Below are 23,154 nucleotides of genomic sequence, written 5' to 3'. Positions count from 1 at the left end.
ACAAACTTATCCACAGCTTTTGTGGACAAGTAACCACCGGTCCATCAACGCAGCAGGCGTCGCTGGGGTTTGATGGGGAGCTGGCCGCGCCAGTAAGTGATCACCAGAAACCCGAACGCCATGCCGCCCAGATGGGCAAAGTGGGCCACCCCCGACATCGAGCCGGTGACACCGGCATACAGCTCGAACGCGCCGTAGAGCACAACAAAGTACTTTGCCTTGATGGGAATGGGCGGGAACAGCAGCATCAGGCGCTGTTCCGGAAACATCATCGCAAACCCGAGCAGGATCCCGAAAATCGCGCCCGATGCGCCAACGGTCGGATAGATGCTCCCGCTATCCGCCGCCATGGTCGCCACCACAAGCTGAATTACCCCCGCGCCAATCAGGCAGATAAAATAGAAACGCGCAAACGGGCGGGACCCCCAGAATTGCTCCAGCGCAGTGCCGAACATCCAGAGCGCGAACATATTGACGAATAGATGAAACAGCCCGCCGTGCAAAAATCCGTAGGTAAGCAGCTGCCAGAACGCAAATCCGGGGATGCCGCCGAAGCGATCGGTCATGCCCTCGGTGCCAAGCGGCCATAGCCCAAACCCCATGATGACCGCCGGGCCCAGGAGCATGTAGGCGAGAAAGGCCAGGCCGTTGACCACGAGCAGGCTCATGACCACGGGCGTGTCGCTGGCGCTAAGGGGTGTCATTGGACGCATGCCCGCCATCATACGGGCAGCCTGTGGGCGGACGCCACTTGTCCGTCCGCACCGCCGGGGGTAGCGTGCCGATGAGCTCAACGAAGGATCACCCAACATGGCCGACCCAACCGGCATCACCACTCATCCGCTGCGCGAAGCGCTGATCCAAGAGGCGCATGCGCGGCCATTCCAGAGTCTGGAAACCCCGCTCCGCGTCTCGCAACTGGTGCTGCACACCGGCACCCGTGGCCGAAGCGCCGAGGTCAGCCACATGCAGGCGCTGTGTGAACGGCTTGATCACGCCCCACCGCCGGCGGATGCCGGGAATTTTGTCGTGCAGGGACGCGGGTTTCGTCTGCGCTGGGAGCGCCACACCGAGTTTTCGACCTACACGGTATTCGCCGACGGCATGGGTGCGGATCCTTTCGATCAACCCGCCGTGGGAGCGTTGCCCGATGATTGGCTGGGCGCCCTCCCCGGCGACCTGCTCGCGGCCATGCACGTTGCGGTCACCGACGGCGGTCAGACGCCGCTGGACAGCGACACCCTGGGCCGGCAGTTTCATCAGGAGAGCCTTGCCGGCAGCAGCTGTGCCGGCGGTGCGGCCAGCGTCTGGACCGACTTTCTTGCCGACGAACAGGGTTTTGTGCGCTTTTTGGTGGTCAACGACCGGCTCAACCCGATGCAGGCGGGCCGGTTGGTGCAACGACTCCTCGAGCTCGAGACCTATCGGATCATGGCATTGCTCGGCTTTCCGCTCGCGCGGGAGCTCTCACCGGATATTTCTGATATGGAAACCCGACTCGGCACGCTGATGGACCGTCTCTCGACGGTGTCTGATCTGGCCGACGAGCGAGAGTTGCTCACCGCGTTGTCAGAGCTCTCGGCCCGGGTCGAGCGGCTCATGGCCCGGACCAATTTTCGCTTCAGCGCCACCGCCGCCTACGGCACGCTGGTCCGGCGCCGCCTCAATGCGCTACGTGAACAACGCATCGAAGGGGTCAGTACGCTTGATGAGTTCATGGAACGGCGGCTGGCGCCGGCGCTCGATACCTGCGTACACATGGGCGAGCGCCTGGAGCGGGTTTCAAAGCGCCTCAGCCGGGCGGCCAATCTGCTGCGGACCCGGGTGGATGTGGCACTCGAGGCACAGAACCGGGACCTGCTTGAGTCGATGAACCGACGCGCGAGACTGCAACTGCGGCTCCAGGAGACCGTTGAAGGGCTGTCGGTGGTCATCCTGAGCTACTACACGGTCTCGCTCATAAGCTTTGCCTTCAAAGGCCTCGGCGCCGCCGGCCGCATCCCCAACCCGGACGTGGCCACGGCACTGAGCATTCCGGTGGTCGTGACGGTGGTCACACTGGGTGTGCGTTTTGTCAGGCGACGTGTCATCCGTGACGATGCTGACGCCGGCTGAGTGGCGGGCCTCACTGCGCCGGCGCTGGCCCCTGCTCTGGCGGGGCGCCGTTGCCGTGGCCGTGGTGATCGGCTTGAGCGTTGCCTGGGAGGTCTACAACCTGGGGGCGTACGCCGAGCTCTCGCGGCTGCTCGAGCTGGGGGCTGGCCTGCGTCAGCAACCCTGGGCGGTCCCTACCATCCTGCTCGGCTACGTTGCCGCCGGGCTGGCCTTCTTGCCCCTGACCGTGGTCGTTGTCGCCACCATCCTCGTCTACGGGCCGTTGGGCGGATTCACGCTGGCCACGGCGGGTACCCTGGCAACCGCGGTCAGCGGATTCATCCTCGGCCGGGCCCTGGGCACAGAGCCTCTGCGTCGCCTCGGCGGCCCGACCCTGCATCGGCTCAACGCCCAGGCCGAGCGGCACGGGGTGATGATCATCACGGCGCTGCGGATCATGCCGGTGGCCCATTTCCATGCGGTCAGCGTGCTGGCGGGGGCCTCACGCATCCGGCCCGGCGCCTATATCACCGGGACATTGGCCGGGACCGTTCCGGGCATTGCCGCGATTGCCGCGGTGGGCAATCAGGCCAAACGGTTTCTGGTCGACCCGAATATAGCCGGGCTGCTCGTGCTCGCCGCGCTGGCTGGATTGAGTCTGGCGGTGTTCTACGGGCTCAGACGCTGGCTGGGTCGCTACACCGGTGAGGATTGACTGGTCTCGGGCAGCAAAGGCCATTAGAATCCGCAGCCAAAATCCAATCAACACGGGAGGTTCCGGAGACCATGGACAGAATCGGACAAATGGAGCGCACCATCGCGCGTCTTACCAGCCCCGGCCGGGGCATTCTCGCCGCCGACGAGAGCTACCCCACCATCACCAAACGCTTGTCCGACCATGGCATCGAATCCACCGAGGAGAACCGGCGCTTCTATCGCAGCCTGCTGGCCACCACCCCGGGCGTCGAGGCGTACGTCAGCGGGATCATCTTCTTTGAAGAGACCCTCGGGCAGAAAACCGATGAGGGGGTCCGGATTCCGGAGGCATGCGACCGCCAGGGCATCGTCCCGGGCATCAAGGTCGACAAGGGCCTGACCGAGTTGCCGGGCACCGACGGCGAGAAGATTACCCAGGGGCTGGATAACCTCGGCGACCGGCTCGACGGCTATCTGGAACAGGGCGCGCTCTTTACCAAATGGCGCAATGTCTACGCGATCACTCCGAGCACACCCAGCCGCCAGGCACTCGAGACCAACGCCGAGGTGCTGGCGCGCTATGCCGCGATCGCCCAGTCCCGGGGCATGGTACCCATCGTCGAGCCCGAGGTGCTCATGGACGGCGACCACGACATGGCGCGCTGTGCCGAGGTGACCGAGGCAGCGCAGGGCGCGGTCTTCGAGGCGCTGCGTCGCCATCGGGTCACCCTCGAGTGCATGATTCTCAAGCCCAACATGGTCTTGCCGGGCAAATCGCAGCCACGCCCCAGTGTCGAAGCCTGCGCCGAAGCCACCCTCAAGGTTCTGCGACGGACGGTCCCGGCGGCGGTGCCAAGCATCAACTTCCTCTCCGGCGGTCAGACCAGCGAGGAAGCGACCGCGCATCTCAACGCCATGAACCGCGCGGACGGCCCTCGGCCCTGGGTGCTGAGCTTTTCCTACAGCCGGGCGCTGCAGAATCCGGTCCAGGCCGCGTGGCAGGGCGACCCAGCCAACCAGGGAGCCGCCCAGAAGGCGTTTCTCAAACGTGCCCGGCTGAACTCGCTGGCGCGCAACGGCCAGTATGAACCGGCCATGGAGCAGGAATCGGCCTGACGATCCAGGACCTGGCCCGATGCCCGATCGACCTTGGGCGTCGGGCCGTCACAGCGCGACGCCGCTATACCCGGCGTTAGCGCACCAGCACAAAGAACGCGCCATTGTCCCGGCGGATATTCAAAAGCAGTTGATCCTGCGCCGCGGCATGGGCACGCAGATCATCCAGGCTTTCCACGGCCTTTCGGTTGACCGAAGTGATGACATCCCCGGGCTGGAGAAACTCCGCTGCCGGACTGCCGGGCTTGACGCTTGCCACCAGAACCCCGCGGACCTTGCCGAACAGCGGCAAGCGCTCGTTGAGCTCGCTAAACGTGGCACCGGCCAACCGCGGATGAACCGTGGCGGCGTTATCGATGTTGCCCGTCTGCGGGTCGGCAATGGTGGCACGGACCCGGGTGGTGTCGCCGTCGCGGAAATAGGTGATCGAGATCTCCTCGCCGATCTGCCGGAGCCCGATGATATTGGCCATGGCGTTGGCATCGGCCACCGGCTCGCCATTGATGCGGACGATGACATCACCGGCCTGCAGCCCCGCCGAAGCCGCCGGTGAGTTCGGGGTGATCTGGGCGATCAGGGCGCCGGCGGTGCGACCGATATCAAAGGCCTCGGCAATCTCTGCGGTGAGGTCCTGAACCCGAACCCCCAGTATCCCGCGGCGCACCTCACCGTATTCAACAATCTGCTCCATGACGGATCGCGCCATATTGGCCGGGACGGCGAAACCGATCCCGATATTACCCCCACCCCGCGAGAGGATGGCGGTGTTGATGCCCACCAGTTCACCGCGAAGATTGATCAGCGCACCGCCGGAGTTGCCGGGATTGATTGAGGCATCGGTCTGGATGAAGCTCTGCAGACGGATGTCACGGTTACCGGGCAGGGTGCGATCGAGCCCGCTGACCACACCCGTGGTGACTGTATGATCCAGCCCGAACGGATTCCCGATGGCGATGGTGTAGTCGCCGACACGCAGCTCACCCGAGTCCGCCATGGGCAAAGCGGTCAGGTCATCGGCCTGAACCCGTAACACGGCAATATCCGTCGCCGGATCCGAGCCCACCACCTGGGCATCGAGTTCGCGGCCGTCGTTGAACGCGACTTTCACCCGATCGGCATTGGCGATGACATGGTGATTGGTCAGGATGGTACCGGCGCTGGCATCCACCACCACCCCCGAGCCCAGGGACTGCACCGCCCGCTGCCTGGGCTGTTCCGGGACATCGAAAAAGCGACGGAAGAACGGGTCGTTGAAAAGCGGATTGGATTCTGCCTCGACCATCCCGGATGTCGCGATATTGACCACCGCCGGTGAGACCTCCTCGATGAGCGGCGCCAGGCTCGGGACGCTGCCATCATCGGGGTCGATGATCTGTGCGCCAGCCAACGCCGGTGCCATGACGGCGAGGACAACGAGCATCCAGGCGGCGAGCCGTTGTGATATGCCGGACGAACCCGCTCGATCCATACAAGCCTCCTCGATTCATTTATCAGGTAGATGGTGGTCGGGCGGTTTTTTTTCAAGCCCGGACCCAGCCCTTGCACCCATTTACAAAACCGGCCGCCTGCCCGCAGGCTGCAAGGGCCAATTGCCGACGGGAGGTCTCAATGGCAGAGGGCAATCGCCGAACCGCATTGATCGTTGTCGATATGCAGCCGGATTTCATGGAGGGCGGTCCGCTCGCCACCGAGGATGGCAGCGCGATCATCCCTGATATCCGGGCACTGATGTTGAGCGGGCAATATACCGATATTGTCGCCACACAGGACTGGCACCCTGCCGGCCATGTCTCGTTTGCCAACAGCCACGACGCCGAGCCTTTCACGCTCACCCAGCTCTACGGCCATGACCAGGTGCTCTGGCCCGATCATTGCGTCCAGACCACACCGGGCGCCCAGCTCCATGCCGACCTGCCCTGGGAGATGGCCAGCGTGATCATCCGCAAGGGCGAGGACCCCTGGGTCGATAGCTACAGTGGTTTTGCCAACAATTGGGACGCCGCCGGCGAGCGCCCGGCCACCGGACTTGCCGGGTGGTTGCGCGAGCGCGGCATCACCGCGGTGGACTGCTGCGGGCTGGCGCGGGATTACTGTGTCAAATGGACCGCCGAAGACGCGGTTGCGATGGGCTTTGAAACCCGGTTTCTCTGGGATCTGACCCGACCGGTGGACAGTAACGCCGATACCGATGTGCGTACCGCGCTGGATCAGGCCGGCGTTGGCGTTATCCGGGGCGATGGGCGGAGCCAGCCGTCCTGAGCGACGACCGCCACCCGCAGAGGCTAATGCTCGCGGGTGGCGCTGAACTCGATATCCGGCCAGCGCTCTTCGGTGAGCTGCAGATTGACCCGCGATGGGGCGATGTAGGTCAGCGCGCCAGAGACATCCTCGGCCAGATTCTCCGCCTGCCGATCCCGGAATCGCGCCAGCATCTTCTCATCCGTGCAATACACCCAACGCGCGGTGGAGACGGCCACCGGTTCAAACAGGCACTCCACCCCGTATTCATGTCTGAGCCGAAAGGCGACGACATCAAACTGCAATGCCCCGACGGCGCCGACGATGAGGTCATTGCCGGTCAACGGCCGGAAAAGCTGCGAAGCGCCCTCCTCGCATAATTCCACCAGGCCTTTTTGCAGCGCTTTCATGCGCATCGGATCCTTGAGCACCGCCCGGCGGAAAAGCTCCGGGGCAAAGTTGGGAATACCGGCAAACTTCAGCGCCTCGCCCTGGCTGAACGTATCCCCGATCTGAATGGTGCCGTGGTTATGCAGCCCGATGATATCGCCCGGATAGGCCGTCTCGACATGATCACGGTCCGAGGCCAAGAAGGTGATGGCGTTGGCGATTTTGACATCCTTGCCAATCCGAACATGCCGGATTTTCATGCCCTTTTCGAACGCACCCGAGCACACCCGCATGAACGCGATCCGATCGCGATGATTGGGATCCATATTGGCCTGGATCTTGAATACGAAACCGGTGAATGTGCCCTCTGACGCCTCGACCGTGCGGGTCGCCGTCTCCCGTGGCTGGGGAGGTGGCGCGTGCTCGACAAACCGATCGAGCAGCTCCTGCAGCCCGAAGTTGTTGATCGCCGAGCCAAAAAACACCGGTGTGAGCGCTCCGCGGCGGTAAGCCGCGACATCGAAGGCGTTGCCCGCCGCCTGCAAAAGCTCGATTTCGCCGCGCAGCTCGTCGGCCTGATCACCCAGCACCTCATCCAGCCGGGGATTGTCCAGGCCCTGGATAATCTCGCCCTGTGCAATGGCTCCCTGGTGGTTGGCATCGTAGAGATGGACCTGGTCATCGAGCAGATTGAACACCCCGCGAAAGCGCTTGCCCATGCCGATGGGCCAGGTCACCGGTGCACACCGGATCTGCAGGATGCGCTCGACCTCGTCCATCAGATCCATGGGGTCGCGGCCCTCGCGGTCGAGCTTGTTCATGAAGGTCATGATCGGCGTCGACCGCAGCCGGCAGACTTCCATGAGCTTAATGGTTCGCTCTTCGACGCCCTTGGCCGCATCGATGACCATCAACGCCGAGTCCACCGCCGTCAGTGTCCGGTAGGTATCTTCCGAGAAATCCTCATGCCCCGGTGTATCGAGCAGGTTGACCATCCGGTCGCGGTAGGGGAACTGCATGACCGACGAGGTCACCGATATGCCGCGCTCTTTTTCCAGCTCCATCCAGTCCGAGGTGGCGTGGCGGTTGGATTTACGCCCCTTGACCGTGCCGGCCAGCTGGATGGCGCCGCCAAAGAGCAGCAGTTTTTCGGTCACCGTTGTCTTACCCGCATCGGGGTGGGAGATGATGGCAAAGGTGCGGCGGCGTTGGGCTTGGGTCGGCGCGTCGTCGCGGGCTGTCACAAAAGTTCCTGATCGTTGATGAATGAAAACTGAAAAAGGCCGTTATTGCTTTGATCCCGACGAGCCAGAACGGCCCCGCGATCGCCGGCGGCCGCCCTGTTTTGGCGAATCAGGTGCCTCCCCTTCGACCCGGGGAGGCTGTGCGGTGTCGTTCGAGGCGAGATCAGCCGCGGTATCCGACTCTGTCTCACAAAAGCCGCAAGGGGCAGGACCAGACGCCCCGTCCGCTCGATGGCGGTGGTCACGCCGGCCTCATTGATCTCTCGGCGGACACAGTCGACATTAACCTGATCCATGATTTTGATATCGCCGATGTCTTCGATGTAGTAATCCATTGCGCCCCAGGAGATTTTGATCGATCCAGACCGCCATATGGCCGCCTGGGAGCGGGCCGCCCTCGACAGCCCGATGTTGGTGTTGCGGTATGATAACGCGTCGGCGTGCCGGGTCGAGGCTGTGTAATGCACACACAAGGCCGCAGCGCCTATAATCGGCGGAATGGATCGCGCTGATACGCCATTCTGGCAACGCAAAACCCTCGCCGAGATGTCCGCGCCGGAGTGGGAGGCACTTTGTGATGGCTGCGGACAATGCTGCCGGCACAAGCTCGAAGACGCCGATACCGGCGCGGTCTACCCGATCCGGGTGGGCTGTCAGTTGCTCGACACCCACGGCTGCCACTGCACGGATTACCCCAATCGGCACGCCACGGTCCCCGATTGCATCCAGTTGACCGTCGAGGCCATCCCCGAAATGCCCTGGCTTCCGCAGAGCTGCGCCTATCGGCGGCTCTACGAAGGCCGGGGGCTTGCGTGGTGGCATCCGCTTGTCTCGGGCGATCCCGAGACCGTGCATACCGCCGGGATCTCGGTTCGCGGTAGACTGGTCAATGAAAGGCAGCTGCCGGCCGACGCCGCGCTTGAGGATTACGTGGAGGAGACCCCATGGACATGAGCGCCTACCCACTGCTCGAGGGAATCGATGCCCCGGCGCATCTTCGTGAGCTCCCCAAAAGCCAGTTGCCCCGGCTCTCGGATCAATTGCGTGATTACCTGCTCGAGAGCGTCGCCCGCTCGGGCGGGCATCTCGCCGCCGGACTCGGCGCCGTCGAGCTGACGGTCGCGCTGCATTATGTATTCAACACCCCGGAAGACCGCCTGGTCTGGGATGTCGGCCACCAGTGCTATCCACATAAAATCCTCACCGGCCGGCGGCGCGAAATCGGCCGGATCCGCAAGATCGACGGGCCGGCGGGCTTTCCGGTGCGTGACGAAAGCCCCTACGACACGTTCGGCGTCGGCCACTCAAGTACCGCGATCAGCGCCGCGTTGGGCATGGCGCTGGCGAGCCGCAACCGCGGCGACGGGCGTAAGACCTGCGCGGTCATCGGTGACGGGGGGCTGACCGCCGGGGAGGCCTTCGAGGGCCTCAACCACGCCGGTGACGTGCGCCCGGATCTGCTGGTCGTACTCAACGACAACGAGATGTCCATCTCGGAGAACGTCGGCGCGCTCAACAAGACCTTCGCCGGTTTTCTCTCGGGCGGGGTCTACAGCAACCTGCGCGAAGAGGCCAAGCAGGTCATCGAGCGCATGCCAACGCCCATGCGCGAATTCGCCAAGCGCGCCGAAGAGCATGTCAAAGGCATGATGGTGCCCGGCACGTTCTTCGAAGAGCTGGGTTTTCAGTACTTTGGCCCGGTGGACGGGCACGATGTCGATGCCCTGGTGGATGTACTCGAGCGGCTGCGCGGCCTTGAGGGCCCGCGGATCCTGCATTGTGTCACCCGCAAGGGCAAAGGCTATGCCAAGGCCGAGGCCAACCCCATTGCCTATCATGGCGTCAAGGCCTTCGACCCGGCCGCCGGACTCAAGGCGGCCAGCGAGCCGGCACCGAAGACCTATACCGATGTCTTCAGCGACTGGCTGTGCGATGCCGCCGAGCAGGAGCCACGCCTCTGGGGCATCACCCCGGCCATGCGCGAAGGCTCGGGGCTGGTGGCGTTTGCCAAGCGTTTCCCCGATCGGTACCTCGACACCGCGATCGCCGAGCAGCATGCCGTTACCCTCGCCGGCGGGCTCGCCTGCGAGGGCGAAAAGCCGGTGCTCGCCATCTACTCGACCTTTCTGCAGCGCGGGTATGACCAGCTCGTTCACGACATCGCGCTGCAGAACCTGCCGGTGCTCTTCGCCCTCGACCGGGCCGGTCTGGTCGGCGCCGATGGCGCGACCCACCACGGCGCCTTTGATTTCAGCTACATGCGCTGTCTGCCCAACATGACCATCATGGCCCCGGCGGACGAGCGTGAATGCCGCAAGATGCTCTCCACCGGCCTGACCATTGATGGGCCCAGCTCGGTGCGCTACCCCCGCGGCAAGGGCCCCGGCGTGGTCCCGGATGATGACCTCGAAGGCCTGCCCATCGGCCAGGCCGAGATCCGCCGCGAAGGCAGCGATACCGCCATTCTCGCCTTTGGCACCATGGTCCCGGCAGTGGCGCCGGTGGCCGAGGCGCTGGATGCCACCCTGGTCAACATGCGATTCGTCAAACCACTCGATCGCGCCTGTATCCACCGCATCGCGGCGACCCACCCGCGCATCATTACCGTCGAGGAAAACGCCATCCCGGGCGGTGCCGGTGCCGGGGTGGCCGAGGTGCTGGCCGAGCAGGGCCATCGGCCCGAGCTTTTGCACATCGGCCTGCCCGACAGCTTTGTGCACCATGGCGAGCGGGACGAGCAACTGGCCCTCGTGGGCCTGGATGGCGATGGCCTGGCGCAGCGGATCAGCGAGTGGCTGGGCCGCGAGGTTGCCAGCCCCGCGCCCACCCAGTAGGGTTTGCGCCACCAGATGACGCCCTTCCCCAATGCAATCGGCGACCGGACGTGCCAGGGCCACGTCGATCGGCTCGCGCACAGCGGTAATCCATGAACAGACAATCCAGTTATAACTACGACGAACTGCTTGCCTGCGGCCACGGCGAGCTCTTCGGAGACGGCAATCCGCAACTGCCGGTCCCGAACATGCTCATGTTCGATGCCATCACCCATATAGATGACACCGGGGGTGACTTCGACAAGGGACTGATCCAGGCGGAACTCGCGGTCAAACCCGAGCTGTGGTTTTTTGGCTGCCACTTCCCCGGCGACCCGGTCATGCCCGGTTGCCTGGGGCTGGATGCGCTGTGGCAGTTGTTGGGCTTTTACCTGGGCTGGATTGGTGGGACCGGCAAAGGCCGGGCGCTTGGCTGCGGCGAGGTCAAGTTTACCGGCCAGATCCTGCCGGATAATGCCGAGGTCAAGTACCGGCTCGACGTCAAACGCGTGATCAAACGCCGGCTCTACATGGGCATCGCCGATGGTCAGGTCAGTGTCGACGGCGATATCATCTACCGGGCGATGGACCTGCGCGTGGGTCTGTTCCAGAATCCTCAGACCAGTCTTTAGGAGGGGCACGTCGTGCGGCGAGTGGTGGTCACAGGCATGGGCATCGTCTCCTGCCTCGGCAATGATCGGGCAAGCGTTACCGACGCCCTGCGTCAGGGACGCTCCGGCATCCGTCATAGCGAAGACTATGCCGACTATGGCCTGCGAAGCCAGGTGGCAGGCCAGGTCGATATCGATCTCGATGAGCGCGTCCCTCGCCGGGCCCGTCGCTTCATGGGGGATGCGGCCGGGTTCGCCTATGTCGCCATGGACCAGGCCATTGCCCAGTCGGGACTGACCGACGCACAGGTCTCCAACCCCCGGACCGGGCTGATCGTCGGCTCGGGGGGCGCGTCGACCGAGCATGTGGTCAAGGCCGCGGATATCCTGCGTGAGCGGGGCGTGCGCAAGATCGGGGCCTTCGCGGTGCCCAAAGTGATGGGCAGCACCACCTCGGCCTGCCTGGCTACGCCGTTCGCCATCAAGGGGGTCAACTACAGCATTTCCTCGGCCTGCGCGACCAGTGCGCATTGCATTGGCGCGGCCATGGAGCAGATCCAGCTGGGCAAACAGGATGTGGTCTTTGCCGGTGGCGGCGAGGAAGAGCACTGGTCACTGACGATGCTCTTCGATGCCATGGGGGCGCTGTCGACGGGCTACAACGAAACACCGGCCCGCGCATCGCGGCCATTCGACCGGGATCGGGATGGCTTTGTCATCGCCGGCGGTGGCGGCATGCTGGTATTGGAAAGCCTCGAACATGCCCAGGCCCGGGGCGCCAAAATCCTTGCCGAGCTGATCGGCTATGGCGCCACCTCGGATGGCTACGACATGGTCGCGCCCTCGGGCGAAGGGGCCGAGCGTTGCATTCAGATCGCCCTTGAGATGGCGGGCGACCGATCGGTTGACTACATCAATGCCCATGGCACCAGCACCCCTGCCGGCGATATCACCGAGCTTAAAGCGCTGCAGAACGTCTTTGGTGACGATCTGCCGCCGGTGAGCTCGACCAAATCGCTGACCGGGCACTCCCTCGGCGCCGCCGGGGTCCAGGAGGCGATTTACGCGCTGCTAATGATGCAAAACGACTTCATCGCCGGGACCGCCAACGTCGACAACCTGGATGAAGCCGCCCAGGGGTTGCCGGTGGTCACCGAGACCCGGAACTGCCAGACGCTGGATCTTGTGCTGAGTAACAGCTTTGGCTTTGGCGGGACTAACGCCACCCTCGCCTTCAAGCGCTACATAGGCTAAGGCCTAGACCAGGTGCCGTCCGCCGTCCAGGCCGATCCGCCGGCCAGTAACATACGGGTTATCCAGCAGAAACTGTAGCGCCTCCACCGCCGCGCCCTCGCCCGGCGCGATCCCCAAAAGGGATTTCTTTAAGGTTTTCTCGCGATAGGCCTCGCTGTCGCCGTCGTTGAACATCACAAGCGACGGGGCGATGCTGTTGACCTTGATACTGGGCGCAAGCAGCCGGGCAAAGGACAGGGTCAGGTTCTCGAGGGCGGCTTTGCTCGCGGCATAGGCGATGTGCTTGGCGCTGCCCTTCTCCACGACATAATCGGTCATATGCACGATATCCGCGCCGTGGTCGCTTTGCTCGAGCAAATCGCGACAGGCGAGGTTGATCCGGTATGGCGTCATGGTGTGGATCTGGAGCATTGCCGTCATGACCTCGGCCGGATCGGTCTCCGGCCGCTCGGGCATCCAGTCCGAGGCGTTGTGTATGATCGCCCGCAGGGTGTCAGTCTCTTCGCGGACCTGATCGATGAACGTGGTAATCCCCGTATCGGTGGCAAAATCGGCATGCAAACAGCAGGCGCCGGCGTTTTCCAGCGCATCCACCGCCGGTCGACGGGTGCGGTAGCTGACGATGATCGGCTGGTTGCGCGCCAGACAATGCCGGGCAAACGCCAGGCCGATCCGCTGTCCGCCACCGGTCACAAGAATGGGAGCGCTCATGAAAAACCCCGCTTAAACCATTGATTTAATTAGCATGCCCGGCCGCGCAGACGCCAGGCCGCCCAAGCGTTGTAGGCCCGATTGGCCAGTGCATAAATCCCGGGCAGACGCATCACCGCCGCCAGCAGCCGAAACCCGCCACCGGCCAGGCGCCAGTAGACAAGCGATGCGGGCAGGCCCACATGCATGCGCTCGCCATCGTCCAGATGGATACGCTCCATCATCGCCGCCAGGGTATAGCCGGCGGGCGGCTCGAACGCCGGCGCGCTGATATCCACCAGTTCGAGGTTGGGCTCGAGGCGGCCGCGCAGATGTTCGATCTCGCGCCGGCACAGCCCGCAGCTGCCGTCGTAGAAGAGTCGTTGCTGAGTCATACCCTGTATGGTGGCACGGACAGGCGACCGAGCGGTATCCGGTCGGGCGCGGTCCGCGCCTCGCGGCCGACCACACAGTCGTCCGGTCGCTCCTGCGCCCCGCAGTGCGTCCCAGCCACCCACGACGTTGAGGAGCTGATGTCACCCGAGCTTTCGATCATCGTCCCGGCATGGAACGAGGCTGACTACCTCGCCGATACCCTCAAGGCCGCGAGGCAAAGCGCAGGCCAGGCCAACATCCCGGTGGAGATCATCGTCGTGGATAACGCCTCGACGGATGCCACTCGGGCCATCGCCCATGATCATGGCGCCCGGGTGGTCGACGAACCCGAACGGCGTATCGCCCGGGTGCGCAACACCGGTGCGCGGGCGGCACAGGCACCCGGGCTGGTGTTCGTGGATGCCGATACCCGGGTGCAGGCCATCCACCTCGAGGCGGTCAAAAGCCGGCTCGATGCCGACTGGGCCGGCGGCGGCGCGCCGATCGCATTCTACCGGATCGATGGCCTGCTGCAGCGCCGCGGGCTGGCGGCATGGAATGCCCTCGCCCGCCGGCTGCATCTGGCCGCGGGCTGCTTTGTCTTTGTCCGCGCCGATCTGCACGCAATGGCAGGCGGCTTCAGCGAAAAGGTCTATGCCGGCGAAGAGATCGACTACTCACGCCGGCTGCGACGTCTGGCCCGGCATCGTGGATTGCGTTTTGCGGTGCTCGACACCCCGCCGGTCGTCAGCTCGGCGCGCAAGCTAGAGTGGTTTCGGCCGTGGCAGCATGGGTTGGTGCTGCTGACTTTTGTGCTTTTCCCCTGGGCGGGCCGTTTCCGGCGCTTGACCTGGTTCTGGTATCGACGACCGACGCGGGCGTCGAGCAACCGCCAGAAGGACTGATCCAGCGCAACACAGCGGCGGTCAAGCTTGTCTACCCTCGTCGCACACATGCCAACGAGAGAGGACTGTCATGAAAGCACTCGTCTATCACGGCCCGGGAAAACGCCAATGGCAAGATAAACCCGACCCGGCGATCGAGCAGCCCACCGATGCGGTGGTCCGGATCAGTCACACAACCATTTGCGGCACGGATCTGCACATCCTCAAGGGCGATGTGCCGACCTGCGAACCCGGCCGGACCCTCGGCCACGAGGGCGTCGGCGTGATCGAGTCCGTCGGCGATGGCGTGGCCACACTCAGTCCCGGTGACCAGGTATTGATTTCGTGTATCACCTCCTGCGGTCGCTGTGACTACTGCAAGCAGGGGATGTATTCCCATTGCCGGGATGGTGGCTGGATCCTCGGCCATCGGATCGACGGCACCCAAGCCGAGGGGGTGCGTATCCCCCATGCGGACAACAGCCTCTATAAGTTGCCCGATGGTCTGGATAATGAGTCGGCGGTGATGCTCAGCGACATCCTGCCCACCGGCCATGAGATTGGGGCGCTCAATGGCGAGGTCGGACTGGGGGATACCGTGGCCATCGTCGGGGCCGGACCCATCGGCCTTGCCGCTTTGCTCACGGCACGCTTTTATTCTCCGGCGCGTATCATTGTCATCGACCCGGATGAAAACCGCCTCGAGACGGCGCGGCAGCTGGGTGCCACCGACACCCTCACGGCCGATCCGGTGGACGCGGTCATGGAGATGACCGACGGTGAAGGGGTCGATGTCGCCATGGAGGCCGTGGGCATTCCCGAGACATTCGACACCTGTCAGCGCATCGTCCGCGCCGGCGGCCACATCGCCAATATCGGCGTGCATGGCACCAGCGTGGATCTGCAAATCCAGAACCTGTGGATCCAGAACGTGACCATCCGCACCGGGCTGGTGAATACCAACACCATCCCGGTGCTGATGCGCATCCTCGAATCCGGTGGGGTCGATGCAAAAAGCCTGATCACCCATCACTTCAAACTTGATGAGATCGAGACCGCCTATGATGTGTTCGGCGATGCCGCCAGAAAGAAAGCGATCAAGATGATCCTGACCGCGTAGGCGATTGGTGATGCCCGGGGGTGGGATCGATGGTGCCCGGAGTGGGACTCGAACCCACACGGCCAAGGCCTCGGGATTTTAAGTCCCGTGCGTCTACCAGTTCCGCCATCCGGGCATTGATGGAGGCTAGGGCCGGAATCGAACCGGCGTACACGGCTTTGCAGGCCGCTGCATCACCACTCTGCCACCTAGCCAACGAGGCCCGATCATAGCAACCGGCACACCAGCTGGCGATGCCCGGGCTGACATCCCCGAAACAAAAAACCCCGACCGGATCCGGTCGGGGTGATGTCTTGGAGCGGGAAACGAGACTCGAACTCGCGACCCCAACCTTGGCAAGGTTGTGCTCTACCAACTGAGCTATTCCCGCAACAGAGCCGTCATTCTAGTGCGCACCGCTTTTCTGTCAACCCTGTGACAGCCCGTCCAGGGTCCGGATCGCGCCGCGCAGATAGAGCACCATCGAATACAGGGTCAGCCCGGCAGCGGCGTACAAAAGCACCAGCCCCACCGGCCAGGCGGGTATCCCCCAGAGCTCGTTGCGATAGAGCAACAGCACAATGGCGATCATCTGCGCTGCGGTCTTGATCTTGCCGGTCATGCCCACCGCCACACTCGATCGCTGGCCGAGCTCGGCCATCCATTCGCGCAAGGCGGATACCGCGATCTCACGGCCAATGATGACCGCCGCCGGGATCGCCGTGAGCGCACCGGGTGTCTCGACTACCACAATGATCAATGCCACCGCGACGATGAGCTTATCGGCCACCGGATCGAGAAACGCCCCAAACGGCGAGGTCTGGTTCCAGCGCCGCGCCAGATAGCCATCCAGCCAATCGGTCACGCTGGCAAGCGCAAAAACCACCGCTGCCGCCGCGTTGGCCCAGGGCGTGGGCAAGAGAAAAAGCAGCCCAAGCACCGGAATCAACACAATCCGCAGCCAGGTGAGGATATTGGGCAGCGTCGGTTTCATGCCCGGCAGATTATCATGCAAAAGCCGCCATGCAGTGACCGGCGGCTAGCCATTGAGATGGGCATGAATGCGCTCGGCAAGCGCCTTGCTCACGCCATTGACCCGGACGAGGTCTTCCACGCCGGCGCGTTTCATCCCTTTCAACCCACCGAATTGCTTCATCAACGCCTGGCGTCGTTTGGGGCCAAGCCCCGGGATTTCCTCAAGCGTCGAAGCCTGACGGGATTTGCCGCGCCGCGAGCGATGCCCGGTAATCGCAAACCGATGCGCCTCGTCGCGGGCCTGCTGCAGTACATGCAATGCCGGCGACTCGGGGGGCAGACGGATCGTGCCATCACGACCGGCGATCATCAGGACCTCCTCGCCGGGTCGCCGGCGAGGCCCCTTGGCGATGCCCACCGCCGTGACCCCTTCGATCTGCAGATCCTCGAGGATGCCTTCGGCCTGGGCCAGCTGCCCGGCACCGCCATCAATCAAAAGCAGATCGGGCAGCTCGCCCGCCTCTTCTTTGAGCCGCCGATAGCGCCGCTCGAGCGCCTGACGCATCGCTGCGTAGTCATCACCGCCGGTGATCCCGTCGATGTTAAAGCGCCGATAGTCCTCTTTGATCGGCCCCTCCCGGCCAAAGACCACACAGGAGGCCACGGTGGCCTCGCCTCGGGTGTGGGAGATATCAAAACACTCGATCCGGTCGGGAATGGTCTCGAGATCGAGCGCGGCCTGCAGGTCTTCAAAGCGCCGCTCCATGGCCTGCTCGTTGCTCATCCGGGCGCTGAGCGCGTGTTCGGCATTGCGCTCGGCCAGGGTCATCCAGCGTCGCCGCTCACCCCGCAGCCGCGCCGAGATGCGCACCCGATGGCCGGCGTCATTGCCGAGGGCTTCCTCGAGCAGCTCGCTGTCGGGCAGCTCGTGGCTGACCAATAGCTCCCCCGGGGTCTCCTGGCCGAGGTAGTGACGGGCGATAAAAGCGCCCAGTACCTCCTCGGGCGTGGTCTCTGGCGGGGCCTTCGGAAAGTAGCTGCGATTGCCCAGATTCTGGCCATCGCGGATGACAAAGACCTGCACGCAGGCAGTCTGCTCGCGGATGCGGCAGGCCAGCACATCCACATCCCCTCGGGCGCCGGAGACGTACTGTCGCTCCTGGATGCGCCGAAGGCTGGTGATGCGATCCCGCAGCCGGGCGGCGGTCTCGAAATCCAGCGACTCCGCTGCCGCTTCCATGCGCCCGACCAGCTCGTCGATGACCTCGTTGCTCTGACCCGAGAGAAACATCTCGACATGGCGGACATCCCGGGCGTAGTCCTGCTGGTTGATCAGGCCCACGCAGGGGGCAGTACAGCGTCCGATCTGGTGTTGAAGACACGGCCGCGAGCGGTGCCGGTAGTAGCTGTCCCGACACTGACGGACCGGAAAGACGCGTTGCAGGTGGTTGAGGGTTTCACGCACCGCGCCGGCCGACGGAAACGGGCCGAAATAGCGGCCCTCGCCGCGGCGCTGTCCACGGTGAAAGGACAGCCGCGGAAAGTCTTGCTGGGTCGATAGGTGGATGTACGGGTAGGTCTTGTCGTCACGCAGCAGCACGTTGTAGCGCGGCCGGTGTTCCTTGATCAGATTGTTCTCGAGGATCAGCGCCTCGGCCTCGGTGTGGGTGACGGTGACCTGCAGATCGGCCACCTGCCCGACCAGCGCCTGGGTCTTGGCATTGTGGGCGCCCTTGCGAAAGTAACTACTGACCCGGCGTTTGAGATTTCGGGCCTTGCCCACGTAGATGACCGTGCCATCGGCCCCGAACATGCGATAGACGCCCGGCCCGGTGGGCAGAGTTTTGAGGATAGGGTCCGGGTCGAATGCCGCTGCCGTAGTCATGGCCTCATTGTAGCGCGCCCCGGATGGCTTTCGATCCATCCGGGGCGGCTTGACCGCCTACTCGGCGCCGGGAATGCCCCCCTCGGTCAGCGCCCGGGGGTCGAGCAGCCGCTCGAGATCGGCATCAGAGAGGTCGGTCATCTCGCGGGCGAGCTCCATCAGCGGGCGGCCCTCGGCGTAAGCCCGCTTGGCGATGGTCGCGCCCAGCTCATAGCCGATCACGGTATTGAGCGCCGTCACCAGGATGGGATTGCGGCCCAACGCAGCCTCGAGGCGGTCCTGGTTGACCGTAAACCCGGCCACCGCCCGGTCGGCCAGGGCCCGGGCCCCGCCGGCGAGGACATGAATGCTCTGTAGTAGGTTCTGTGCCACCACCGGCAGCATCACATTGAGCTGGAAGTTGCCCGACTGTCCGGCCACGGTGATGGTGGTGTCGTTGCCGATCACCTGGGCGGCCACCTGGGCCACCGCCTCGGGGATGACCGGATTGACCTTGCCCGGCATGATGCTGCTCCCCGGCTGAAGCGCCGGCAGGGCGATCTCACCGAGACCGGCCAGTGGCCCGGAGTTCATCCAGCGAAGGTCGTTGCTGATTTTCATCAGACTGACGGCGACCACCTTGAGCTGGCCCGAGAGCTCAACGGCGGCATCCTGGCTGGAGAGGCTCTCGAAGCGATTATCGCTTTCACGAAAGGCGACTCCTGTACGGCGTGACAGGGCATCGGCCACCTGGCGGCCAAAGGCCGGCCGGGCATTGATGCCGGTGCCGACCGCCGTGCCCCCCTGGGCAAGGGCCTGCACCCGGTTGAGGGCGTCGCGCACCCGCGCTTCACCCAGACGAATCTGCTGTGCCCAGCCGCCGACTTCCTGGCCCAGCGAAACCGGCATGGCGTCCATCAAATGGGTCCGCCCGGTGGTGGTCACATCAACCAACTCCGCCGCCCGGGCCTCCAGCGTGCCGGCCAGGTGGTCCAGTGCCGGGAGCAGTTCTTCGGCGCAGGCCACCGCTGCGGCCACATGGATCGCCGTCGGGATGACATCGTTGCTGCTCTGGCTCATGTTGACGTGGTCATTGGGGTGGACATCCCGGCCCAGCGACTGGGTGGCCAGATGGGCGATCACCTCGTTGGCATTCATGTTGCTGCTGGTGCCCGAGCCGGTCTGGAACACATCCACCGGAAAATGCGCATCATGATCACCGGCGGCGACGGCGTCGGCGGCCCCGATGATGGCCCTGGCGATATCGGCATCCAGATCCCCCAGCGTCTGGTTGGCCTCGGCGGTGCTGGCCTTGATCAACCCCAGTGCCTGAATGAACCGTCGCGGCATGGGCATGCCGCTGATGCCAAAGTTGTCCACCGCGCGCTGGGTCTGGGCGCCATAGAGGGCCTCGGCGGGCACCTGCAGCTCGCCCATGCTGTCCTTTTCGATCCGGAATCCTTTATCGCTCATCATCCTCTCCAGGCTTTTAGTAAACTGTTGTTTTCATCAATGACGGATCGGTGCCCATGGAGCTCTGTCAACTCACCGCCATCTCTCCCATCGACGGTCGCTATGGTCGCAAGACCGAGGCGCTGCAGCCACTGGTCAGCGAATACGGCCTCATCCGCCACCGGGTAATGGTGGAGGTGGAATGGCTCAAGGCCCTCGCCGCCGAACCCGGCATTGCCGAGGTGCCGCCCCTAAGCGACGGCGCCGCGCGGGCGCTCACCGCCATCGCCACTGGATTCGACGAGACCGCCGCGGCGCGCATCAAGGCCATCGAATCGACCACCAATCATGACGTCAAGGCGGTCGAGTACTACATCAAAGAGTCCATGGCCGACTACCCCGAACTGGCGGCCATCCGCGAATTCGTCCACTTCGCCTGCACCTCCGAGGACATCAACAACCTCGCCTATGCACTGATGCTGCGCAGCGCGCGGAATGATGTACTGCTTCCGGCCATCGATCAAATCATCCACCATCTTAAAGACCGGGTGGTCGAATACGCCGATCTGCCCATGCTCGCCCGCACCCACGGCCAGCCCGCCTCGCCCACCACCCTGGGCAAGGAATTCGCCAACGTCCTGGCCCGACTGCAACGTCAGCGCGACCAACTCGCCGCAACACCGATCCTTGGCAAGATCAACGGCGCCGTAGGCAATTTCAATGCCCATATCAGCGCCTACCCCGAGATCGATTGGGTCGCTTTTTCAAGGCGTTACATCGAAAACCTGGGGCTCGACTGGAACGCCTATACCACACAGATCGAACCCCATGACGGGATCGCCGAGCTCTTCGATGCGCTGGGGCGAATCAACACCATTGGTATCGATCTGGTCCGCGACCTCTGGGGCTACATCGCGTTCGGGTATTTCCGCCAGCGCCTGGTGGAGGGCGAAGTGGGCTCGTCGACCATGCCCCACAAGGTCAATCCCATCGATTTTGAAAACGCCGAGGGCAACTTCGGCATCGCCAATGCGCTGCTTGATCACCTGGCGCGCAAGCTGCCGGTCTCGCGTTACCAGCGCGATCTCACCGACTCGACCGTGCTGCGGAATATCGGCGTTGGCCTTGCCCACAGCGTGATCGGCTACGAGGCGATGATGCGCGGGCTGGGCAAGCTTGCCGTGGATGAGGCCCGACTCGCCGAAGATCTCGACGCCAACTGGGAAGTCCTCGCCGAGGCCATTCAAACGGTCATGCGCCGCCATGGCATCGACGCCCCTTACGAAAAGCTCAAGGCACTGACCCGTGGCAAACGGGTGGATCAGGCCGCGCTCAAGGCCTTTGTTGACGAGCTGCCGCTGCCCGAGGCCGTACGCGCCGGGCTTCGAGAGCTTACTCCGGCCCGTTATACGGGGCTGGCGGCGCGGCTTGCCAACGATCTCGCAGGCGATCGCGGTTGAGCGCCAACCACTGCAGCGCGATGATCGGCATGGCCGCCTCGATGCCGCCGTGATCGAGCATGGCGATCGCCTCGTCCGCCGGTAGCACATGCAGACGGATGTCCTCGGCCTCGTCGTCGTTGCCGTGGCCGTCGCGCTGCAGGTCGCGACTGTCCACCGGGGCGGCGAACAGATGCACGGTCTGCGAGCTGCCGCCGGGGCTGACCAGATAGCGGGCGATTAGCTCGAGCTCGCCAAGGCGGCAATTGGCCTCCTCGCGGGTTTCCCGGCGCGCCACCTGCTCGGCCGACTCACCGGGCTCGACCATCCCGGCGACGGTCTCCAGCAACCATGGCCCCATTCCCGTATCCAGTGCACCGATACGGAACTGCTCGACCAGTACCACCCGGTCATGCCAGGGGTCATAGGGCAACACCCCGACAGCATGGCCGCGTTCGAAGCGCTCGCGCACGATCGGCGGGGTCTGGCCGCCGGCGAAAAGCGCGTGGCGCAGCGTAAAGCGACTGATACGGAAATAGCCGTCATAGGCAATTTCGCGTTTGAGGATCTCGTAGTCGCGACTCATCATCGGCCCCGGGAGAAAACGGCCATCGCTTCGGCGTGGCCGGTGTGCGGAAACATATCCATCAGGCCCACCTGTTCCAGCCGGTAGCCATGCTCATGCACCAGGATGCCGGCATCCCGGGCGAGGGTGGCCGGCCCGCAGGAGACATAGACAATACGCTGCGGCGCCAGCCGAGCGATGCCGGGCAGCACTTCCAGTGCGCCGGACCGGGGCGGGTCGAGCAGCACCCGATCCACCGGCCCACCCAGCCACTCGGCGCTGGGGCTGAGTTGGGTCAGATCCGCCGCGGCGAAACGGGTATTGGCCATACCATTGGCGGCCGCGTTTTCCTGGCCGCGGGCGACCAGGGCCTCTTCACCCTCGAGACCGATCACCTCACCGGCCCGTGTCGCCAACGGCAGGGTAAAGTTGCCAAGCCCACAGAAAAGGTCCAGGACACGACTGTCCGGCACCGGGGCCAGCAGCTCCACCGCCTGGTTGACCATCGCCCGGTTGATCGCCGCATTGACCTGGGTGAAGTCGGTGGGGGCAAAAGCAAACGTCAACTCGAACGCCGGCAGCGCGTAGTGCAGCCGTTCATGCCCATGACCGATGGGGGCGACGGTCTGCTCGTTGCCGGGTTGCTCATAGACCCGCACGCCGTGCGTCTTCCCGAAGGCAATCAGCGCCTCCCGGTCGCCGGCGGATAGCGTCCGCAGGTTACGAAAGACAAGGCCGACGGCATCATCGCCGGCGGCGACTTCGATCTGCGCAATCCGGTCCGGAATGCTCAGGCCGCGAATCAATGTGGATAGCGCCGGCAACAGCGCGCCGACCCGCTCGTCGAGCACATCGCAGCTGTCGATATCGGCGATAAAGGGGCTGAAGCGCTCGCGAAACCCCACCAGGACCCGGTCGCCCTTGCGCGGGACATATTTGACCCCCAGGCGTGCCCGACGCCGATAACCCTGGACCGGGCCGGTGATCGGCGCCAGCCAGCGCTCGGGTGTCACGCCGCCGGTGCGCGTCAGCAGACTCTCCAGGCTTTGCGCCTTGTGCCGGATCTGCGCCTCGGGGTCGAGATGCTGCAGGCTGCAACCGCCGCAGACACCGGCATGGGGACAAGGTGGGTCGACGCGCTCGGCCGCCGGCTCGTGTACCGAGAGGGCCTGGCCTTCATCCTGCTGCCGGCGGCGCTTGTGGATCTTTGCATCGACCGTCTCCCCCGGCAGCGCGCCCTGGATAAACGCCACACGCCCATTGTGATGCGCAATCCCCCGGCCCTCATGACTGAGCGTCTCAATATCGAACGTCACGGGCTCTTTGGGCAGCCGCCGACCACGCCGTCCGCCCAT

General features: G+C 64.2%; 22 protein-coding genes and 3 tRNA genes. 11 read left to right on the top strand and 14 right to left on the bottom strand.

The window, feature by feature from the left end; all coding sequences use genetic code 11:
* Nucleotides 1–44: 44 nt before the first annotated feature.
* Nucleotides 45–722 carry a rhomboid family intramembrane serine protease gene (locus tag V6X73_RS05940; protein ID WP_407810657.1) on the bottom strand — a complete coding sequence of 226 codons (678 nt, stop codon included), beginning with the start codon at nt 720–722 and terminating at the stop codon, nt 45–47.
* An 88-nt stretch (nt 723–810) separates the two neighbouring features.
* Between V6X73_RS05940 and V6X73_RS05935 the strand changes: the two genes are divergently transcribed.
* From V6X73_RS05935 to V6X73_RS05925, 3 genes are all read left to right on the top strand, one after another.
* The gene (locus V6X73_RS05935; RefSeq protein ID WP_367958493.1) at nt 811–2,115 is read left to right on the top strand and encodes a DUF3422 family protein; all 1,305 of its coding nucleotides are present in this window, start codon (nt 811–813) and stop codon (nt 2,113–2,115) included.
* Nucleotides 2,099–2,809 carry a TVP38/TMEM64 family protein gene (locus V6X73_RS05930; protein ID WP_367958495.1) on the top strand — a complete coding sequence of 237 codons (711 nt, stop codon included), beginning with the start codon at nt 2,099–2,101 and terminating at the stop codon, nt 2,807–2,809. Before V6X73_RS05935 ends, V6X73_RS05930 begins: the two co-directional genes overlap by 17 nt.
* 71 nt (nt 2,810–2,880) lie before the next feature.
* Nucleotides 2,881–3,906, top strand: a complete 1,026-nt coding sequence (locus tag V6X73_RS05925; protein ID WP_367972437.1) for a class I fructose-bisphosphate aldolase — start codon at nt 2,881–2,883, stop codon at nt 3,904–3,906.
* 76 nt (nt 3,907–3,982) lie between these two features.
* Here V6X73_RS05925 and V6X73_RS05920 read toward each other — a convergent pair whose 3' ends face one another.
* Nucleotides 3,983–5,374 (bottom strand): DegQ family serine endoprotease, encoded by a 1,392-nt coding sequence (locus tag V6X73_RS05920; protein ID WP_367958499.1) that lies wholly within the window; start codon nt 5,372–5,374, stop codon nt 3,983–3,985.
* 140 nt (nt 5,375–5,514) lie between these two features.
* On the opposite strand from V6X73_RS05920, the gene pncA reads away from it, so the two are divergent.
* On the top strand, nt 5,515–6,165 hold the full coding sequence (pncA, locus tag V6X73_RS05915) for a bifunctional nicotinamidase/pyrazinamidase (RefSeq protein WP_367958501.1): 651 nt from the start codon (nt 5,515–5,517) through the stop codon (nt 6,163–6,165).
* Nucleotides 6,166–6,188: 23 nt separating this feature from the next.
* Here the strand turns inward: pncA and V6X73_RS05910 are convergent, their stop codons facing one another.
* Together V6X73_RS05910 and V6X73_RS05905 are read right to left on the bottom strand one after the other, a co-directional pair.
* Nucleotides 6,189–7,778 carry a peptide chain release factor 3 gene (locus V6X73_RS05910; protein WP_367958503.1) on the bottom strand — a complete coding sequence of 530 codons (1,590 nt, stop codon included), beginning with the start codon at nt 7,776–7,778 and terminating at the stop codon, nt 6,189–6,191.
* Nucleotides 7,775–8,113, bottom strand: a complete 339-nt coding sequence (locus V6X73_RS05905; RefSeq protein WP_367958505.1) for a hypothetical protein — start codon at nt 8,111–8,113, stop codon at nt 7,775–7,777. Before V6X73_RS05905 ends, V6X73_RS05910 begins: the two co-directional genes overlap by 4 nt.
* A gap of 163 nt (nt 8,114–8,276) precedes the next feature.
* Here V6X73_RS05905 and V6X73_RS05900 point away from each other — a divergent pair, with 163 nt between their 5' ends.
* From V6X73_RS05900 to fabB, 4 genes are all read left to right on the top strand, one after another.
* Complete coding sequence (locus tag V6X73_RS05900; RefSeq protein WP_367958507.1) at nt 8,277–8,732, top strand: YcgN family cysteine cluster protein; 456 nt, start codon at nt 8,277–8,279, stop codon at nt 8,730–8,732.
* A complete protein-coding gene (gene dxs / locus V6X73_RS05895; protein ID WP_367958508.1) occupies nt 8,723–10,612 on the top strand; it encodes a 1-deoxy-D-xylulose-5-phosphate synthase in 1,890 nt (629 codons plus the stop codon). The genes V6X73_RS05900 and dxs overlap by 10 nt, the downstream gene beginning before the upstream one ends.
* A 92-nt stretch (nt 10,613–10,704) precedes the next feature.
* Nucleotides 10,705–11,223, top strand: a complete 519-nt coding sequence (fabA, locus tag V6X73_RS05890; protein WP_367958510.1) for a bifunctional 3-hydroxydecanoyl-ACP dehydratase/trans-2-decenoyl-ACP isomerase — start codon at nt 10,705–10,707, stop codon at nt 11,221–11,223.
* A 12-nt stretch (nt 11,224–11,235) separates the two neighbouring features.
* The gene (fabB, locus tag V6X73_RS05885; RefSeq protein ID WP_367958511.1) at nt 11,236–12,456 is read left to right on the top strand and encodes a beta-ketoacyl-ACP synthase I; all 1,221 of its coding nucleotides are present in this window, start codon (nt 11,236–11,238) and stop codon (nt 12,454–12,456) included.
* 3 nt (nt 12,457–12,459) lie between these two features.
* Here the strand turns inward: fabB and folM are convergent, their stop codons facing one another.
* Both folM and V6X73_RS05875 read right to left on the bottom strand, forming a co-directional pair.
* Nucleotides 12,460–13,167, bottom strand: coding sequence for a dihydromonapterin reductase (folM, locus tag V6X73_RS05880; RefSeq protein ID WP_367958513.1), 708 nt, complete (start codon nt 13,165–13,167; stop codon nt 12,460–12,462).
* Between the two features lie 29 nt (nt 13,168–13,196).
* Entirely contained in the window at nt 13,197–13,541 is a 345-nt protein-coding gene (locus tag V6X73_RS05875; protein ID WP_367958514.1) for a thiol-disulfide oxidoreductase DCC family protein, read from the bottom strand.
* A 138-nt stretch (nt 13,542–13,679) separates the two neighbouring features.
* Here V6X73_RS05875 and V6X73_RS05870 point away from each other — a divergent pair, with 138 nt between their 5' ends.
* Together V6X73_RS05870 and V6X73_RS05865 are read left to right on the top strand one after the other, a co-directional pair.
* A complete protein-coding gene (locus tag V6X73_RS05870) occupies nt 13,680–14,426 on the top strand; it encodes a glycosyltransferase (protein WP_367958515.1) in 747 nt (248 codons plus the stop codon).
* 70 nt (nt 14,427–14,496) lie between these two features.
* On the top strand, nt 14,497–15,525 hold the full coding sequence (locus V6X73_RS05865; RefSeq protein WP_367958516.1) for a zinc-dependent alcohol dehydrogenase family protein: 1,029 nt from the start codon (nt 14,497–14,499) through the stop codon (nt 15,523–15,525).
* A 30-nt stretch (nt 15,526–15,555) separates the two neighbouring features.
* On the opposite strand, the gene V6X73_RS05860 is transcribed toward V6X73_RS05865, so the two are convergent.
* The 6 genes from V6X73_RS05860 to V6X73_RS05835 all read right to left on the bottom strand — a co-directional run bounded on the left by V6X73_RS05860 (nt 15,556) and on the right by V6X73_RS05835 (nt 19,816).
* Nucleotides 15,556–15,640, bottom strand: a tRNA-Leu gene (locus V6X73_RS05860).
* Nucleotides 15,641–15,645: 5 nt separating this feature from the next.
* Nucleotides 15,646–15,719, bottom strand: a tRNA-Cys gene (locus V6X73_RS05855).
* 100 nt (nt 15,720–15,819) lie between these two features.
* A tRNA-Gly gene (locus V6X73_RS05850) sits at nt 15,820–15,895 on the bottom strand.
* Nucleotides 15,896–15,931: 36 nt separating this feature from the next.
* The gene (pgsA, locus tag V6X73_RS05845; RefSeq protein ID WP_367958518.1) at nt 15,932–16,498 is read right to left on the bottom strand and encodes a CDP-diacylglycerol--glycerol-3-phosphate 3-phosphatidyltransferase; all 567 of its coding nucleotides are present in this window, start codon (nt 16,496–16,498) and stop codon (nt 15,932–15,934) included.
* Nucleotides 16,499–16,543: 45 nt separating this feature from the next.
* On the bottom strand, nt 16,544–18,364 hold the full coding sequence (uvrC, locus tag V6X73_RS05840) for an excinuclease ABC subunit UvrC (RefSeq protein WP_367958519.1): 1,821 nt from the start codon (nt 18,362–18,364) through the stop codon (nt 16,544–16,546).
* Between the two features lie 57 nt (nt 18,365–18,421).
* Nucleotides 18,422–19,816, bottom strand: coding sequence for a class II fumarate hydratase (locus tag V6X73_RS05835; protein WP_367958520.1), 1,395 nt, complete (start codon nt 19,814–19,816; stop codon nt 18,422–18,424).
* A gap of 56 nt (nt 19,817–19,872) precedes the next feature.
* On the opposite strand from V6X73_RS05835, the gene purB reads away from it, so the two are divergent.
* Nucleotides 19,873–21,255, top strand: coding sequence for an adenylosuccinate lyase (purB, locus tag V6X73_RS05830; protein WP_367958522.1), 1,383 nt, complete (start codon nt 19,873–19,875; stop codon nt 21,253–21,255).
* Here purB and V6X73_RS05825 read toward each other — a convergent pair.
* Together V6X73_RS05825 and rlmD are read right to left on the bottom strand one after the other, a co-directional pair.
* On the bottom strand, nt 21,188–21,820 hold the full coding sequence (locus tag V6X73_RS05825) for an NUDIX domain-containing protein (protein WP_367958523.1): 633 nt from the start codon (nt 21,818–21,820) through the stop codon (nt 21,188–21,190). The two genes, purB and V6X73_RS05825, sit on opposite strands and share 68 nt — an antisense overlap.
* Nucleotides 21,820–23,154 (bottom strand): 23S rRNA (uracil(1939)-C(5))-methyltransferase RlmD, encoded by a 1,335-nt coding sequence (gene rlmD / locus V6X73_RS05820; RefSeq protein WP_367958525.1) that lies wholly within the window; start codon nt 23,152–23,154, stop codon nt 21,820–21,822. The genes V6X73_RS05825 and rlmD overlap by 1 nt, the downstream gene beginning before the upstream one ends.

The organism is Spiribacter pallidus, assembly GCF_040838495.1.
Taxonomy (GTDB): Bacteria; Pseudomonadota; Gammaproteobacteria; order Nitrococcales; family Nitrococcaceae; genus Spiribacter; species Spiribacter pallidus.
This window is presented reverse-complemented; position numbering and strand designations above follow the sequence as displayed.

What these genes read in the sequence shown, in the direction of transcription:
- V6X73_RS05940 (WP_407810657.1), bottom strand. Translation starts at nt 722, where the DNA reads ATGGCGGGCATGCGTCCAATGACACCCCTTAGCGCCAGCGACACGCCC.
- V6X73_RS05935 (WP_367958493.1), top strand. Translation starts at nt 811, where the DNA reads ATGGCCGACCCAACCGGCATCACCACTCATCCGCTGCGCGAAGCGCTG.
- V6X73_RS05930 (WP_367958495.1), top strand. Translation starts at nt 2,099, where the DNA reads ATGCTGACGCCGGCTGAGTGGCGGGCCTCACTGCGCCGGCGCTGGCCC.
- V6X73_RS05925 (WP_367972437.1), top strand. Translation starts at nt 2,881, where the DNA reads ATGGACAGAATCGGACAAATGGAGCGCACCATCGCGCGTCTTACCAGC.
- V6X73_RS05920 (WP_367958499.1), bottom strand. Translation starts at nt 5,374, where the DNA reads ATGGATCGAGCGGGTTCGTCCGGCATATCACAACGGCTCGCCGCCTGG.
- pncA (WP_367958501.1), top strand. Translation starts at nt 5,515, where the DNA reads ATGGCAGAGGGCAATCGCCGAACCGCATTGATCGTTGTCGATATGCAG.
- V6X73_RS05905 (WP_367958505.1), bottom strand. Translation starts at nt 8,113, where the DNA reads ATGGATTACTACATCGAAGACATCGGCGATATCAAAATCATGGATCAG.
- V6X73_RS05900 (WP_367958507.1), top strand. Translation starts at nt 8,277, where the DNA reads ATGGATCGCGCTGATACGCCATTCTGGCAACGCAAAACCCTCGCCGAG.
- dxs (WP_367958508.1), top strand. Translation starts at nt 8,723, where the DNA reads ATGGACATGAGCGCCTACCCACTGCTCGAGGGAATCGATGCCCCGGCG.
- fabA (WP_367958510.1), top strand. Translation starts at nt 10,705, where the DNA reads ATGAACAGACAATCCAGTTATAACTACGACGAACTGCTTGCCTGCGGC.
- folM (WP_367958513.1), bottom strand. Translation starts at nt 13,167, where the DNA reads ATGAGCGCTCCCATTCTTGTGACCGGTGGCGGACAGCGGATCGGCCTG.
- V6X73_RS05875 (WP_367958514.1), bottom strand. Translation starts at nt 13,541, where the DNA reads ATGACTCAGCAACGACTCTTCTACGACGGCAGCTGCGGGCTGTGCCGG.
- V6X73_RS05870 (WP_367958515.1), top strand. Translation starts at nt 13,680, where the DNA reads ATGTCACCCGAGCTTTCGATCATCGTCCCGGCATGGAACGAGGCTGAC.
- V6X73_RS05865 (WP_367958516.1), top strand. Translation starts at nt 14,497, where the DNA reads ATGAAAGCACTCGTCTATCACGGCCCGGGAAAACGCCAATGGCAAGAT.
- pgsA (WP_367958518.1), bottom strand. Translation starts at nt 16,498, where the DNA reads ATGAAACCGACGCTGCCCAATATCCTCACCTGGCTGCGGATTGTGTTG.
- uvrC (WP_367958519.1), bottom strand. Translation starts at nt 18,364, where the DNA reads ATGACTACGGCAGCGGCATTCGACCCGGACCCTATCCTCAAAACTCTG.
- V6X73_RS05835 (WP_367958520.1), bottom strand. Translation starts at nt 19,816, where the DNA reads ATGAGCGATAAAGGATTCCGGATCGAAAAGGACAGCATGGGCGAGCTG.
- purB (WP_367958522.1), top strand. Translation starts at nt 19,873, where the DNA reads ATGGAGCTCTGTCAACTCACCGCCATCTCTCCCATCGACGGTCGCTAT.
- V6X73_RS05825 (WP_367958523.1), bottom strand. Translation starts at nt 21,820, where the DNA reads ATGAGTCGCGACTACGAGATCCTCAAACGCGAAATTGCCTATGACGGC.
- rlmD (WP_367958525.1), bottom strand. Translation starts at nt 23,154, where the DNA reads ATGGGCGGACGGCGTGGTCGGCGGCTGCCCAAAGAGCCCGTGACGTTC.